At 44.1% G+C, this 13,463-nt stretch carries 15 protein-coding genes and 1 tRNA gene; 3 read left to right on the plus strand and 13 right to left on the minus strand.

All coding sequences use genetic code 11. From position 1 onward, the window contains the following. Window positions 1-241 (plus strand): hypothetical protein (locus Q8M62_RS07090; RefSeq protein WP_305668068.1); only part of this gene is annotated, 241 nt, incomplete at its 5' end. Window positions 242-244: 3 nt separating this feature from the next. Here the strand turns inward: Q8M62_RS07090 and Q8M62_RS07095 are convergent. The 10 genes from Q8M62_RS07095 to Q8M62_RS07140 all read right to left on the minus strand — a co-directional run bounded on the left by Q8M62_RS07095 (window position 245) and on the right by Q8M62_RS07140 (window position 8,507). Further along, window positions 245-1,408, minus strand: coding sequence for a 1-acyl-sn-glycerol-3-phosphate acyltransferase (locus Q8M62_RS07095; RefSeq protein WP_304901076.1), 1,164 nt, complete (start codon window positions 1,406-1,408; stop codon window positions 245-247). A gap of 85 nt (window positions 1,409-1,493) precedes the next feature. Beyond that, entirely contained in the window at window positions 1,494-2,351 is an 858-nt protein-coding gene (locus Q8M62_RS07100) for an alpha/beta hydrolase family protein (RefSeq protein ID WP_304901075.1), read from the minus strand. A 138-nt stretch (window positions 2,352-2,489) separates the two neighbouring features. After that, window positions 2,490-2,849 carry a monovalent cation/H(+) antiporter subunit G gene (mnhG, locus tag Q8M62_RS07105; protein ID WP_304901074.1) on the minus strand — a complete coding sequence of 120 codons (360 nt, stop codon included), beginning with the start codon at window positions 2,847-2,849 and terminating at the stop codon, window positions 2,490-2,492. Next, entirely contained in the window at window positions 2,842-3,114 is a 273-nt protein-coding gene (locus Q8M62_RS07110; protein ID WP_304901073.1) for a cation:proton antiporter, read from the minus strand. The genes mnhG and Q8M62_RS07110 overlap by 8 nt, the downstream gene beginning before the upstream one ends. Next, a complete protein-coding gene (locus Q8M62_RS07115; protein WP_304901072.1) occupies window positions 3,111-3,587 on the minus strand; it encodes a Na+/H+ antiporter subunit E in 477 nt (158 codons plus the stop codon). Before Q8M62_RS07115 ends, Q8M62_RS07110 begins: the two co-directional genes overlap by 4 nt. Before the next feature lies 1 nt (window position 3,588). After that, window positions 3,589-5,106, minus strand: coding sequence for a proton-conducting transporter membrane subunit (locus tag Q8M62_RS07120; protein WP_304901071.1), 1,518 nt, complete (start codon window positions 5,104-5,106; stop codon window positions 3,589-3,591). Next, on the minus strand, window positions 5,103-5,456 hold the full coding sequence (locus Q8M62_RS07125; protein WP_092729423.1) for a Na+/H+ antiporter subunit C: 354 nt from the start codon (window positions 5,454-5,456) through the stop codon (window positions 5,103-5,105). Before Q8M62_RS07125 ends, Q8M62_RS07120 begins: the two co-directional genes overlap by 4 nt. 2 nt (window positions 5,457-5,458) lie before the next feature. After that, entirely contained in the window at window positions 5,459-5,869 is a 411-nt protein-coding gene (locus Q8M62_RS07130) for a Na+/H+ antiporter subunit B (RefSeq protein WP_304901070.1), read from the minus strand. A 17-nt stretch (window positions 5,870-5,886) separates the two neighbouring features. Then, complete coding sequence (locus Q8M62_RS07135) at window positions 5,887-8,193, minus strand: putative monovalent cation/H+ antiporter subunit A (protein ID WP_304901069.1); 2,307 nt, start codon at window positions 8,191-8,193, stop codon at window positions 5,887-5,889. Between the two features lie 240 nt (window positions 8,194-8,433). Beyond that, a tRNA-Ile gene (locus Q8M62_RS07140) sits at window positions 8,434-8,507 on the minus strand. A 189-nt stretch (window positions 8,508-8,696) separates the two neighbouring features. On the opposite strand from Q8M62_RS07140, the gene Q8M62_RS07145 reads away from it, so the two are divergent. Beyond that, window positions 8,697-9,326: an HAD family phosphatase gene (locus Q8M62_RS07145; RefSeq protein WP_304901068.1), complete on the plus strand. Its 630-nt coding sequence runs from the start codon at window positions 8,697-8,699 to the stop codon at window positions 9,324-9,326. Next, entirely contained in the window at window positions 9,319-10,428 is a 1,110-nt protein-coding gene (locus Q8M62_RS07150) for a site-2 protease family protein (protein WP_304901067.1), read from the plus strand. Before Q8M62_RS07145 ends, Q8M62_RS07150 begins: the two co-directional genes overlap by 8 nt. A 40-nt stretch (window positions 10,429-10,468) precedes the next feature. On the opposite strand, the gene Q8M62_RS07155 is transcribed toward Q8M62_RS07150, so the two are convergent. From Q8M62_RS07155 to Q8M62_RS07165, 3 genes are read right to left on the minus strand one after another with little or no spacing between them, the layout of a single operon-like run. After that, window positions 10,469-10,765 carry a rhodanese-like domain-containing protein gene (locus tag Q8M62_RS07155; RefSeq protein ID WP_092729430.1) on the minus strand — a complete coding sequence of 99 codons (297 nt, stop codon included), beginning with the start codon at window positions 10,763-10,765 and terminating at the stop codon, window positions 10,469-10,471. A 1-nt stretch (window position 10,766) separates the two neighbouring features. Further along, window positions 10,767-12,608, minus strand: a complete 1,842-nt coding sequence (locus tag Q8M62_RS07160; protein ID WP_304901066.1) for a T9SS type A sorting domain-containing protein — start codon at window positions 12,606-12,608, stop codon at window positions 10,767-10,769. Window positions 12,609-12,612: 4 nt separating this feature from the next. Next, window positions 12,613-13,368: a PASTA domain-containing protein gene (locus Q8M62_RS07165; protein ID WP_304901065.1), complete on the minus strand. Its 756-nt coding sequence runs from the start codon at window positions 13,366-13,368 to the stop codon at window positions 12,613-12,615. Window positions 13,369-13,463: the final 95 nt, after the last annotated feature.

The raw sequence follows: 13,463 nt of genomic DNA on the forward strand, positions 1-13,463 counted from the left end.
TAACCCAAAAGAACCAAAAGGTCAAGATTTGCCAAAGCTCCCACCGCACAAGGCCGAACGCTGGCTCGCTGGCAAATCCTCCCACCGCGCCCTTCCGATCGATGTTTTGTTTACGCAGACTAAATCAAACGTGGTTTTACAGTTATTGACTTACTTGGTGTGCAAAACCCTGTCATTTCCATTTTGTATGTTCGCAGAATATTTTAGACTCAGGGTGACTGGAGTCGAAGTGTCAGGCTGACACCTACAGTCCTTTTGAGACAGCTTCTTTTTTGTCCAATTCCTTTGCCTTTAGACTGTTGTCTACCGGGTAGGCATACATAGATAGGAAGCTTTTTACCAAAACTGGATTGCTGGTATCAACTTTTCCAAGCAGTCTTTTTTCGAAAGCCTCTTTTTCATCTTTTGTATAATAGCTCGAAAAATTATCACTGCCGTAGAGCAAGTCATGGGCGATATAATTACTCGGCCAAAGCTTGTATCCGCCCCAGATTTTAACATCGATGAGCGATGCCAATTGTGATAGCTTTTCGGATTGGGAGATTTCCAATGCTGAGATTGCTTTAATCTCCTGATCGATTACTCCATTTACCTGAATGTGGATTCGCTTTTTTGTCCCCAAAAGTCCCCGAAGAAGGTTGACAAAGTCCTCATTTTCGTGCTTGATGTATTTTTCATCTCTGGATTTAGCTAAAAGTTCAGGCATCTTCAGGATATCTGTTGGGTCATATTCATAAGATATAGATACCGGAACCAGCCTTATTTTCTCAAAAAATCCAAAGGGATTATCGCCATCCTCAGCTAGGGTCAGCATCTTGAGAACACCCTTTTGGGTGACGTCATTTCCGTCTTTGGTTCTGCCTTCCCGTTGGGCAGTCCATACCGAACGATTTTCATTTAGCAATGACTTGCGGATATATTCGGATACCATCAGGGAACTTTCAAAAAGAGCCCGGCCGGTTAATCCCCTTCGAATCGCAAAATTTCGATTGAGGCGGGAAAGCGTGTGAAGGAAAGGTTTTTTGATCAAATTATCTCCAATTGCCGAAGTAGTCATGACCAAGCCTTTTTCATAAATGCAGGCATTTAACAAAGAAGTGTCCAGGATGATGTCCCGGTGATTGGAAACAAACAAATAGGCCGTATTGGGTTCAAGGGCTTCAAAGCCTCCGGTAGTCAATCCATCGGAGCTTTTCTCCAATACCATCATCAAGGCAGGATAAATAAAATTAATCTGGAAATCCCGCAGCGAGTGAGTGTGTCGCATCAGGTCTTTCCAGTGAGATGGATTGTCATTGGGGAAAGTAAAATTCATCATGGCCTCCAGCATCGGATCGTCAATGATCTGACGAATCGCCGCATTGGCTTCGGCTTCATAAAAAGGTCTTATCGGATCAAATTTGGACATAGTGGGGGATTATGCTTTCGCAAAAAGCAAAAATTAGCTGAATAATTGAAGTGAAATTTCCCGGATAGGTCCTTGTTTCGGGTATTTATTCCCGCTTTAGATATCGATCAAAGAACAAAAGATGAACGGGTAAGGCCTCTGTCCAATAGGGCCAAGTATGTGCTCCTGGCCGCTCAATGTATTCATGTGGAGTGCCATTTTCCAGAAGCAGTTGGTGGATTTGCCGATTGGTTTCGATCAGGAAATCATCTACACCGCAGTCAAGGATCAGCGCCAAACCATTGGCTTTCATTCGGTCTACTAAGCCAACTGCGGTAAAGGTACTGAATTCTGGCCCATCGTAGTTTAGGTCTTGTCCGAGCATATCTTGTTGCCCCTGCAGACGGAGTGTTCTGAATTCGGCGGGCACTTTCCACATTCGCGTATCGATATTCATTACCCCGCTCATACTGCCGGCGGCAATAAATAATTCCGGGTGTTTTGCTGAAAGAGTGATCGCACCATGGCCTCCCATCGATAGCCCGGTGATAGCCCGGGATTCCCTTTTTGCCAAGGTTCTAAAATTTTTGTCAATATGAGGAATCAGCTCGGAAGTAATGTAGGTCTCATATCTGACTGAGTCCAGCATGGGGCTGTCGTAATAATAACTGGCAGGCCCTACCCCCGGTGTCACGATGATCAGGTTATATTCCTCTGCCATTCGCCCTACGACTCCGGGTTCGCTTACATTTCGATGCCAGTCACTGAATGCGCCGCTTCCGCCATGAAGCAGGTAAATCACAGGGTATTTCCCAGTGCTTTTGTGATAGGAAGAGGGAGTCGTAACAGCAGCTTTCAGATGCTTCTTCATTGCCGGGCTGTAGACCTGAATGGTGTCTGTTTTCCCTTGCGAGAAAACCAAAATCGGAAAAAGGAAGAGGAGTAAACTGAGGCGGATCTTCATGGGTGTTAGGTTTGGATGGATCTGGAAATCTGAAATTTTTTCCGAGTATGTTATAAAACGCCTATCGATCAAAGCGAGTGGCATCGTGATTTTACAAATCTACATTTATTCAATCAAGGAAGAGTAAAGGAAGTTCTTTCACTTTTCATTGCTGCTGAGCGAATGATCTGTTTTCTTATACTTTCCCTTAAGTTCGTCTAAGACGGATTTTTTCCATAGGGGCACACCCGTGATGTAAGAAGCTCGGCCCAATAAATGTGCTCCTACAGGTGCAGTCAGTAGGATAAAGAAAATTATGGCTAAAATCCGGGTACTGACAGAAGTTTCCTGAAAATAAACTGCTGCCGAAGCCAGAATCAATCCTATGCCCAGAGTCGCTGCTTTAGTGGTGACGGAGATCCGAAGGTAAAGGTCGGGCATCCGAACTAGTCCAATGGCGGCCAAAAGAACGAACAGTGAGCCAAGGCTCATCAGGAGTAATATGATTATTTCATTCATTGTTTCGTTTTTTTTCGAGGTAGTAGGAAAATGCCACGGTGCTGAGGAATGCGATCAACGCAAGAATCATGGCGATATCGAGAAATGTAGATTGGTTTACGATAATGCTGTAAACCGCGATTATACCGATTCCGGTGGTGATCAGGAGATCCAGCGCAATCACCCGGTCGGAGATACTTGGCCCTTTGAGAAACCTGTAAAAAATCAGGATTACCGAAAGGGTCAGAATAGGCAATATGACATAATATAAATAGGCGTAAATCATCTCAATATGGCTAATAACCTTCGTTCGAATCCATTTTGGATGTCTCGAATAAATTTTTCTTTGTCACCAATATACATCGCATGGATGTACAATACTTTTCGGTCTGTCGATACATCCAGGCTGCAAGTGCCGGGAGTGAGTGAAATCAAATTTGCTAGGAGGGTGATTTCAAAATCCGATTTGGCCTCCAGCGGATATCTGACTATGCCGGGTTTCATGGTGCTTTTGGGAGTCATCACCTCGATGGCGACCTGAATGTTGGCTTTGGTTAATTCGGCCAGAAAGAAAAGCACAAAGCCGATCGTTTTGGGGGCTATCCTGAAGTATTTTCTGTTTTCTGAATTCAGGCTGATGATCCACATGATCGCAAAACTCATCAGAAATCCAAACAGGGTATTTGCCAGGGAGAAATTCCCACTGAGGGCTAACCACACGAAGGTCAAAAGTAGGTTCATCAGAAAAGGTGTCCTCATGTCAGTTTGATTTTTCTCCCAAGACTATTGTAATATAAGTACTTACATCGCTGAGTTCTCCACTGATTCGTTCTGAAAGTGCCTGAATAGGCCCAGCCCCAAAACCAATCCCCAGCGAAAGTATGCTGAGAAAAATTATTGGAATCAAAATGAGAATCTTTTCGCGCTGAGTATGCGCTTCGAAAAACCTAAAATTTGCTGGAGGATTTGTCACTTCTTTTTTCTTCCAAAATACCTCCGCCCAAACTTTGGCGATAATGAACAGCGTCATAAAGCTGCCAAATAGAATGAAGCCGATCAATACATAATTCCCGGTTTCCAAACCTCCCAATATCAGGGAGAGCTTAGGCCAAAAGCCGGAAAGGGGAGGGATCCCCACCAGGGAAAACAAGGGCACAGCCATCAACAAACTTAAGAGCGGATAGCGGGCATACATTTCTCCCATGCGCTTGATATTACTCGTCCCATTGATCCGATAGAGCAGACCGCCGACCATGAAGAGATTTGCCTTGACCACGATGTCGTGAATCATGTAAAATATAGCTCCGGTGAGCGCTAGTGTGGAACCCATTCCCAGTCCCGCTACCATGAACCCGATATGGCAGATGATGAGGTAGGAGAATATTTTCTGAAGATTGCGCTGTACCAAAGCACCCACTGCTCCACTGAAAAGTGTGAGCATAGCCACGCCCATCAGGACATTTTCCAGAAAGGGATCGAGCGTGAAAATCAAAGTAAAAACCCGGATCATGGCATATACTCCCACTTTCGTCAGCAAGCCACCAAAAATTGCCGCTACAGCATGCGGAGGAGTATGGTAAGAGGCTGGCAACCAAAAATAAAGGGGGAACACCGCTGATTTTATCCCAAATCCCACAAAGAAGATCATCGCACAGATGTTGACGAGTGTTTTGTCTTCGATCGCAGCGATTTTTAGTGAAAGATCGGCCATGTTTAAGGTGCCGGTAATTCCGTAGAGCACCGCGATTGCGGTGAGGAATATCACCGATGCGAGAATATTCAGGGTAAAGTATTTTACTGCGCCTTCGATTTGTGCTTTTTCACCTCCGATGGTGAGTAAAACAAAAGAACTGATGATAATGATTTCAAACCAAACATAGAGATTGAAAATGTCACCGGCCAAAAAGGATCCGCAAAGTCCCATAAACAGAAAATGGAGAATGGGAAAGAACCCAAATCTTGCCCTTGCATTGACAATCGATCCCGCGGCGAAAACGGAAATAGCCAAACCCAAAATCCCGGTAAGTAGCACCAGTGTTGCAGACAAAGTATCCGAAACCAGTGTAATGCCATAGGGCGCTTCCCAATTGCCAGCCTGAATGACCATGGTGCCATTTTGCCACACCTGACTAAAAAGCACAATAGAAAAAATCAAGGCTATCGAGCTGCCGATAATGCTCAGGATCCGCTGTGCCATGACTTTCTTCCACAGAAACATGAGCATCACGGAGATTAGAAACTGAAGAAGGATGGGTGCTATAACTAAGTATGAACTCACGCGTTTTCGTCGGTTGTATTCATTTCGTCTAGATCATCTGTTTTGACCACTTTATATGCCCGCTTGATCAGTACAATGGCAAAGGATTGAAGACCAAAACTGATGACAATGGCAGTTAAAATCAAGGCTTGGGGAAGTGGTGCTGCAAATACTTCTCCTAAAACAGCGGGTCCATCGGGTATGACAGGAGGCTTTCCTTTGGTGATTCCTCCCAAGAGGAAAATCAAAAGATTAACGCCGTTGCCCAATAAAATCAGGCCAAGAATGAGTTTGACTAAACTTCGCCTTAGAATCATGTAAATCCCTGCGGCGTAGAGTACCCCAGTCATCAGAGCAAGTAGGATTTCCATTTTTAAGCAGATTCAGATATGGTGAAAATAATGGTGAGCGTGACCCCTATGACCACGAGGTACACTCCGATATCAAAAAACAGCGCACTTCCGATCATTCCTATTACAGGGATCGCTTCGTCATACCAAAGTCCAGTCATGAATGGAAGGCCAAATATACCGGGGGCGAGCCCACTTATCACCGCCAGCGTAAGTCCTACAGGCATCAAAAATCCCGGGTGTGTGCTGAGGAGCGATTTGGTGTTTTCGAGTCCATTTGCAAAAGCATGTAAAACAAAGGCAATGGAAGCAATCAGTCCACCGATGAAGCCACCTCCAGGAAGGTAATGCCCTCTCAGGAGAATAAACACTGAAAATAACAGCAAGAGCGGCAAAAGGTAATTGGATGCTGTCCTTAAAATAAGAGTCTTCATGGCGTTTGCATAATTGGTTATCGGATTCTCTCCCTACTTTTCAACCGTAATTTCATCAGTCCAAACACCCCAAGTGCTGCGATGACCAGTACCGTAATTTCCACCAGGGTGTCCATTCCTCTGAAATCCACTAAAATTACGTTGACCACATTTTTTCCTTTGGCAAGTTTGTAAGCATTGGCCGAATAGTACTCGCTCACTTCCGATACCACCGGGTTGGAAAGCACTCCCAAAGCGAGAAGAGTGATCATTCCTCCAAATCCCAAAGCCACAATTCCATCTCTGACTCGTACCCGAGAATCGGAAAAAGGCAAATATTTCGGTAGCCTATACAGTACAAGTACAAATAAAATCACCGTCAAGGTATCAATGGCGAATTGAGTCATGGCGAGGTCAGGGGCACTGTAAAATACAAAAAGAAGACAAAGCGAATAGCCGACTACCCCCATCGCTGCCACGGCCGTGAGTCGGGAGCCGGTAAATACGGTGAACACAATGGCGCTAAGCATGATCGCCATGATTCCAGTTTCATATAAAGTCAGCTCCAAGAGCTGACTGAAATCTATGTTGGGATGGAAATTTCCCCACATTCCATACCCTATAAGCGCCATTAGGAATAGGAGGATTACCAGAATATAGTTTCGCAAGTAACCGTTCTGAACCAGTCCAGTCCACAAAGAGGAAAAACGGAAGGTGAGCGATCCCAGTCCTTCAAAAAAGGCCAAAGGAGAGTATTTTTCCCATTTCAACATCAGTTCTTCTCGATTCAGACTGGGTTTGAGTAGAAAGAATAATCCCAGTCCCAGCCCGATTGTCGTGGCACTGAGGGCCAGCACGGTGTTAAACCCATGCCAAAGTTTGAGTTCCAACGCATAATCCTGAATGCCTAATGCCACTAGGGCAGGAGCGATAAGTGAATTACTGATCAAGCCCGGAGCCAACCCAATCACCAGGCAAAGTGTAGCTAGAATCAAAGTAGGCACCCAAAGTCTGGGAGATCCGGCTTGGAGATCTTTATACTTAGTTGGGAGGGGACCTATGAATGGGCGGAGGCCTGCAAGAAAACCGGCGAATAACAGCATCACATTGGTACTCACCAAAGCAACTGTAGAAATCAAAGGGAATATGCCGGTATGCATGGAAGCTTCATAAATCAGGTCTTTTCCTATAAATCCAAAGCTCGGCGGAATCCCTGCATTGGACAGCGCAGCCAGAAATCCGGCCACTGCAACAGGAAGCATCACTTTGCGCAAACCAGAGAGTTCACTCACATTTCGGGTATGTGCAGCATGGTCGATTATTCCGGTCATAAGAAACAGCGTGGCCTTGTACAGCGCATGAACCAGCAGAAAAACCAAGCCAGCAAGCATGGCTTCTTCAGTCCCCAAGCCAATAAGAAATACCAAAATCCCCAAAGCTGATACGGTGGAGTAGGCGAGGATGCTTTTCAGATCGTCTCTGAAAAGTGTCTGAAATGCGGCATACACCATCGTCGCACCACCCACACACCAGAGACTGTAATGCCAGAATTCCGAACCCGAGAATGCAGGACTCAGTCGGAATAGAAGATAAATACCCGCCTTGACCATGGTAGCCGAATGCAGGTAAGTAGATACGGGCGTCGGTGCCTTCATCGCACCTGGCAACCAAAAGTGAAATGGGAACTGTGCAGATTTGGTAAATGCGGCTCCAAAAATCAGAAAGACTACTGCCATAAAAAAGGAATGATCCTGAATCAGGGTGGAAGATTGAAGCATGTCCACGATGCTGAAACTGTCTGTGATTCCATGGATGACCAGCCCTGCCGCCAAAAGACAAAGCCCGCCAAGACCAGTGACTGAAAGTGCAATGAGGGCAGATTTTCTGGAAGCAGGATCTTCATTATTGAAACCAATCAAAAAGAAAGAACTGATACTGGTAAGCTCCCAAAACAGAAATAGGGTGATTAGATTCTCAGAGAGTACCAATCCAAGCATGGCGCCCATAAACAGGCAGAGAAAGCCGAAAAACCGGTCTAAATAGACATGTCCTTTGAGGTAATAGGAGGTATAAACAAATACCATGGTCCCGACTCCTGTGATCATCAAGGCAAAGATCAAAGACAAACCATCCAGATTGAAGTCGAGGTTTATCCCCAGTTGCGGCACCCATTGATTACGCTCAAGTATGGCCCTATCAATTACCTGTGGGATTTTTTGCAGAAAAAAAATGAATAAGGCCAAGGGCAATACAGAAAGTAAAATGCTCCACTTTCCTTTCAATACTTTTCCGAAAGGGACTAGGAAAAGCGCAAAAATAAAACCCGAAAGGACTGCTAATAGCATAAAGCTTAGTTTCTAATTTTTTTCAATTTATGATAATTTGCTTAGCCCATGACACAGGTATTGAAAATCAAGATGAAATTTTACGGGAGCAAACCTGCAGGGAAGACCTTTCATTTGGTAATAAAAGGAGTCCTCTTTAGAGATAGATGGATATGAACCTGAATGCCCCTTGGTTAGTTCAGTAAAAAATAGATTGGCCAAAGGCAATAAAAAAGCCATTCAAGTTCTTGAATGGCTTTGTGGGCCCACTTGGAATCGAACCAAGCACCTACTGATTATGAGTCAGTTGCTCTAACCGAATGAGCTATAGGCCCCTGCTAATTATTTTTAAGCCCCTACTGCCCCGATGGATCGGGGGAGTCTTTGCTCTAACCTCCCGATTTTCAAGGGGAGAGCTATAGGCCCTTCTCAAACCTCAAATTTGTTGCTCAATTAGCCGCAAACCTTGGTTTTGGGAGTGCAATGTTACATATTTGAGTTCATATACACAACCTGTTTTGCGAATGAAAAATGCGATTGATGCTGACTTTTTGATCTTTGACCTCGGTAATGTGATTATCGATATTGATTATCAACGATCTCTGAATCTGATTAAAACATTGGTGTCTCCTTCATTCTATTCGCGAGTTGATGCTTTTTACAGCACTGATTTTCACAAAGCTTATGAAAAGGGGCTGATTGATTCTCCGACTTTTCGGGATGAGGTCAGAAGTTATTTTCAGCAGGATTGGGATGATCATAAAGTCGATGAGCTCTGGAATAGCCTACTTGGAAAAATACCTGCCGAAAGATTGGACTTGGTGTCAAAATTAAAGCAAAACTATCAGGTGGGAGTCCTGAGCAATACCAATGAAATTCATATCGAAGCCGTTAACAAAATGTTAAGATCTGATTTTGGACTGGAGCGATTTGATGCGCTTTTTGATTGGGTCTTCTACAGTCATGAAATGGGGCAGGCAAAACCCTCACAGGAAATTTATTTCCAAATGCTTGGTGAATTAGGTGCCTTGCCCGATCGGGTGGTGTTTTTTGATGATTTGGAAGAAAATGTGAAAGGCGCAGCTTCAATAGGAATTCAGGCAGTTCAGGTGACCGGTCCGAATGTGATCTTTGATTATTTCGGCAATGTTTAAACCCAAAGAGTACCTCATTCACGGATTGCTTTTTGTTTTGACACTGATCACCACCACTTTGGCTGGAGGGGAATGGGTTTATGGCAAATCTGTGGTAGCCGATGGGGATTCATTTCTCACATGGGAGTATTTTCTGAAGTCCATGGCTTTTTCCATTCCCTTTGTGGGCATTCTTCTCATTCACGAATTAGGACACTTTTTTACTTCGGTGTATCATAAGGTGAAGTGTAGTTTGCCTTATTTCATCCCTGCTTGGTTGGGCTTTATCGGTGCGCCATCAATAGGGACTTTTGGAGCTATCATCCGGATGAAAACGCATGTAGACAGTCGAAAAAAATTCTTTGATATAGGTGTTGCAGGCCCAATTGCGGGCTTTGTAATTGCTTTAGGCGTATTGATTTATGGTTTTTCCACACTACCGCCTGCAGACTACATTTATGCGATACATCCGGAATATGCCAATCCTGATTTTGAAGGATACGGAGAAGATGTCTTAGATTTTGAGTTAGGTGGGAATTTTCTTTTTTGGGCTTTGGGAGAGCTTTTTGCTGATCCGGATCGGATGCCTGCCATGTCGGAAGTAATTCATTACCCATTCCTTTTTGCCGGATATTTGGCACTTTTCTTCACTGCACTTAATCTGCTGCCGATTGGTCAGTTGGATGGAGGGCATGTGGTTTTTGGATTGTTTCCCAAGCATCACAAGCAGATTTCAATTGCTGTTTTCACACTCTTTCTAGCGTATGCCGGAGTAGGCATGATCAGTCCGTTGATGCCGGTGGAGGAGCTGATGATTCGAATACCGATTTATGTAGGGTTCCTGTATCTCTGCTATTCCCGAACTGACTTTACGCTACAAACCAAACTCAGTATTGTGCTTACACTTGCCGCCGTGCAGTATTCACTTGCATTTTTCAAACCGGAGTGGGAGGGGTATCAAGGTTGGCTCTTTTTTGCTTTCCTCTTGGGTAGGGTGATGGGGCTCAGACATCCTGAGGTGTCGGGGATAAAACCTTTGGATACTAATAGAAAAATAATCGGCTGGATAGCGATTTTAATTTTCGCACTTTGCTTTTCTCCAAAGCCCTTTATTTTCACCTAAGAAAAATCCCGAGCCTGAATGAACAAACTCGGGATTTTAATTATAGCGCCCGGTAAGCTAATATTCCGCCCAGGACATTGCGGACTTTGCTGTATCCTTTACTTTCCATGAATTTCTTGGCGTTTCCACTTCGGGCACCGGATCTGCAGTGGACGATAATCTCATCGTCTTTGTGCTTTTCCAGTTCCGAAAGTCGATGAGGTAATTCTCCCAAAGGTATATTTTGAGCTCCAAGGTTGTCCTCTTCAAATTCCCACTCTTCTCTGACGTCCAGGAAATGAAATTTCTGTCCTTTGTCCAGACGTTCTTTGAGTTCTGCAACGGTTATATCTTCCATATTATTTGGTCACTAAGATTCGAAATGATTTGGGTCCGGATTCAGAAAACAGATTAATGACGTAAACTCCCGGCCGCTGTCCCTCAAAATTAACAATTTCCCCTTCACTGTTCCGTTCTCTCGGCAAGAAAATCTGCCTACCAAAGGAATCGAAAATGATGATTTCTGAAAATTGACCTTCCACAGTAAGACGGTTTACCACCGGATTTGGAAAAATTCTGAATGAAGAAGAAGGAATTTCACTCTGTTCAAAAGGTGCCGCCAGAGATACATGCGGACGGATCATCAATGAGCCTTTTACTTCCTTATTTTGCACCCAACCTCCTCCGACATTATAATAGATTTTATCTCCCTGATCATTGACCTTGTCCAAGCCGACGTGAATAAACTCATTGGAAAATTGGGTAAACCCGACAAAAAACTCCCCACTCACCCGGAGATTGGTATCAAGGGAATAGTAACTGAAGTCTTGACCAGGGGTCCGTTCAGGAATCAGAGATTCTTTTGAGAAAATCGGTTTTTGCTGGAGCTCATCCCATACGACAATGTCAATGGGTTGATTCGCTTGACTGGCATTGGTGAAATTAATTGATAGTCCTTTCAGGAAGACCGGTTCAGGAGCATCATACTTTACGGCCAATTGTCCGGACCGCTGATTGATACCTGCAGAATAATCTGCGGAACCATTATCATAGGCAAAGAAATCCCGGATTGGAAAAACGGTTTTCACGGTGTCGTTTTGCCTATAGTCTACCGAGGTGTAGCGCAGGGTATCCCCATTTTGAATTTGAAACAAAAATCCATCCCCGGAGGTAAGCGAGGTGCTGATTACCAAGTCTGTTTCGCTGAGAGGAACCGGTATTTCGGTAAAATTTCGGCTGATAAAGGATCTCCTTTCGAGGGAATTCGGAACAGGATTAAAGGGGGTATCATCGTTGACGATAAGAAGTGGATTACCCAGAATGTTTTCAAACTGAATGGAGTATTCCATAGATCGGAACCTGTTTTCAAGGTTTAAGAATTCATTCTGTATTTCGGTCCATTTGCCTAGTTGAGCTTTTTGCAGCAACTCCAGTGGATAAGCACTGTAGTCTCCCAATCTGACTTGATTTCGTCCCGTCAGCGCACGATCCCGATAGGTTAGATCAGTTGCATTTCGATTGAAATTCAAATACACATAATCTACCAACCAACTGTCAAATGGTCCAACCTGTCTGCCATTTGAAAAAAAGCGAAACTGAAATCCTGCATGTTGCCATTCCGGTCGGATACGGATGATCTCCTGATTGAAAAGGTTTCTGTTGAGGTTTTCACCGCCCTGCTGAACCCAAATTGTGATCCAACTTCCCAAGCCATCCAAAACTTGTAAGGTGAGCCGATCATTGGAGTCCGGTGCTTCGGCTTTTCCTCCAGCCTGCCAGAAAAAACTCAGAAATAGGCTTCCCTGTTGCGCTGAAGAAAGAGTTGCTAAATTAAAAGGTTTACTGGTAAGGAAATCGCCTTCTCCCTGATCACGAATTTGATTTGAATAGGGTTTGCCATTTTGGTCTACCCCATTAAAAAGGATCGCTCCTAATGAAGGAGGGTTTTGACCAATGGTTTCAGTGTACGAGGCACCTTGCACGGTCCACTTTAGCGTATCGATACCTTTGGAAAAATCATCCCAAAAGGGAAGTGTGTTTTGATTTTGAACCTTTGCTGATATCGATTGACTTGGGTTAGACGTGAATTTTTGTTGATGAATAGGGGCGAATTCTACAAACTGGGCGTAACTATATTGACCCTGACCAAAAAAGAAGACAAGGCAAATAAAATAGGTCCAGTTGTTTAAAATCTTTTTCAATCGTTTAATCTTTGGCTATCCAAATGTTGATCAATTCACCTGTTCTTACTTGCATTCCCGAAGGGGGAGCCTGCAAAAACACCCTTCCGGGTGAGACAGAATCTGTGGAGGAATATTTCTTATTTCCCACTCTGAGGCCGGAACCTAGGATCAAAAATTCAGCTTCTTCTTCTTCCAATCCATTCAGTTCAGGCACAAAAAGCAGCTGATTTCCCATTCCGTCACCCACCACTAAATCGATGGTAGCTCCTTTTGGAATTTCAAATCCCTCCCTGATACTCACCCCTCGATACCGTTGTTCCAAGACCACATTGATTCCAATATCAGGGACATACACGATGTCACCACGCTCCAATCCGATGTTAGCGAGGATTTCCTGTACGTTTTTCAAAGGCATATTGACCAAATTGGGCATCTTGATAATCGGCGCATTTCTGGCATTTAAGGTAAGATAGACTTTTCGGCCTGTTTTGACCTGAGAATTGGATTCGGGAATTTGTTTTAATACTGCCAGAGCCGGTAACTCCGTGCTAAACCCCGAGTCTATGGATACTTCATATTGAAGCCCTGATTTCTCCAGTAATTGACTGGCTTCGCGGTAGTTGTAACCAGATAGGTCCGGTATGGAGACAGTTTCACCGTGATGGGTATAGAATGGGAGGTAAACCTTCAAGAATAGAAATCCAAGAAAGGCAGTTATGCTGAGAATGATCAGCAGATTAAAGAGGATTTTTTTGAGGGAAGTACTGAATGAATTCATTGAAGCGGATATGTCTGACTAAGATAATGGGATTTTTGATCGATCAAGGAACAAAAATGCTAAAAACAACTCAGAGCGATAGGCAAAAAATAAGC

Source organism: Algoriphagus sp. (genome assembly GCF_030694375.1).
Classification (GTDB): Bacteria; Bacteroidota; Bacteroidia; order Cytophagales; family Cyclobacteriaceae; genus Algoriphagus.

Excerpts from the sequence above, each read along its gene's own strand:
- Q8M62_RS07165 (WP_304901065.1), bottom strand. The coding sequence starts at position 13,368 with ATGAATTCATTCAGTACTTCCCTCAAAAAAATCCTCTTTAATCTGCTG.
- Q8M62_RS07100 (WP_304901075.1), bottom strand. The coding sequence starts at position 2,351 with ATGAAGATCCGCCTCAGTTTACTCCTCTTCCTTTTTCCGATTTTGGTT.
- Q8M62_RS07125 (WP_092729423.1), bottom strand. The coding sequence starts at position 5,456 with ATGGAAATCCTACTTGCTCTGATGACTGGGGTACTCTACGCCGCAGGG.
- Q8M62_RS07155 (WP_092729430.1), bottom strand. The coding sequence starts at position 10,765 with ATGGAAGATATAACCGTTGCAGAACTCAAAGAACGTCTGGACAAAGGA.
- Q8M62_RS07110 (WP_304901073.1), bottom strand. The coding sequence starts at position 3,114 with ATGATTTACGCCTATTTATATTATGTCATATTGCCTATTCTGACCCTT.
- Q8M62_RS07150 (WP_304901067.1), top strand. The coding sequence starts at position 9,319 with ATGTTTAAACCCAAAGAGTACCTCATTCACGGATTGCTTTTTGTTTTG.
- mnhG (WP_304901074.1), bottom strand. The coding sequence starts at position 2,849 with ATGAATGAAATAATCATATTACTCCTGATGAGCCTTGGCTCACTGTTC.
- Q8M62_RS07135 (WP_304901069.1), bottom strand. The coding sequence starts at position 8,193 with ATGCTATTAGCAGTCCTTTCGGGTTTTATTTTTGCGCTTTTCCTAGTC.
- Q8M62_RS07095 (WP_304901076.1), bottom strand. The coding sequence starts at position 1,408 with ATGTCCAAATTTGATCCGATAAGACCTTTTTATGAAGCCGAAGCCAAT.
- Q8M62_RS07130 (WP_304901070.1), bottom strand. The coding sequence starts at position 5,869 with ATGAAGACTCTTATTTTAAGGACAGCATCCAATTACCTTTTGCCGCTC.
- Q8M62_RS07115 (WP_304901072.1), bottom strand. The coding sequence starts at position 3,587 with ATGAGGACACCTTTTCTGATGAACCTACTTTTGACCTTCGTGTGGTTA.
- Q8M62_RS07145 (WP_304901068.1), top strand. The coding sequence starts at position 8,697 with ATGAAAAATGCGATTGATGCTGACTTTTTGATCTTTGACCTCGGTAAT.